The 689-nt window shown below is 59.7% G+C and carries 2 protein-coding genes; both read right to left on the bottom strand.

Annotated features, from left to right (window positions below; genetic code table 11):
• A partial coding sequence (locus ACR0E6_RS22350; RefSeq protein WP_480587504.1) for a hypothetical protein occupies positions 1-184 on the bottom strand: 184 nt, incomplete at its 3' end.
• Positions 181-689, bottom strand: a 509-nt coding sequence (locus ACR0E6_RS22355) for a BamA/TamA family outer membrane protein (protein ID WP_480587507.1), incomplete at its 5' end; no start/stop codon positions are given. The genes ACR0E6_RS22355 and ACR0E6_RS22350, both read right to left, overlap by 4 nt.

Consider the following 689-nt stretch of genomic DNA (forward strand, 5'->3'; position numbering starts at 1 on the left):
TGGTGGCGCGGGAGCTCAGCGCGCCTTGCAGGCCTTTGACGGTGACGTTTTGGTCATCCCCCGACAGCGTATCCTGCAGGAACCGCTCGATCATGCTGCCGCCTTCGTCCTCTTGGGCGTTCAGCACCGGGGGCACACAGGTCAGCGTGCCGATCAGCAGCGGATATGCGAGGTAGCGTTTCAAAATGCCTGTCCAATCCCGATATAGAATTGCAGCCCGTCGCCGGTGTCGCCCTGAACCGGGTAGGCCAGATCAAAACGTAAGGGTCCGAATCCCCCCAGATCATAACGCACACCCAGACCGGCACCGGCGTGATTTTCGGCATCGCTGCCAATGAACGACGATGTATCCACGGTACCGTAGTCATAGAACCCGACCAGTGACAGGCTTTCCGTGACTTTGCCGCGTACCTCACCAGAAAAGCCGAGAAACGATTTTCCGCCTGCGATGCCGGTTCCCACCGGAATACCCAGGCTTTCGAAAGGCTGCCCGCGAACGGTTCCAGCACCGCCCGAGAAGAACAGGAAGTCCGGCGTTACCCCATCTGCTGATGGGCCAATGACAGACCCAATTTGAACACGCCCGGCAAGGACCAGTTTTCCGCCAGTACCCAGACTGGTGTAGGCCCGTCCGTCTCCGAAGAGGCGAATGCCACTTTCGGTTCCGGAGAACCCTGCGAAGGGAGTGG

The organism is Ruegeria sp. AP12 (genome assembly GCF_056540025.1).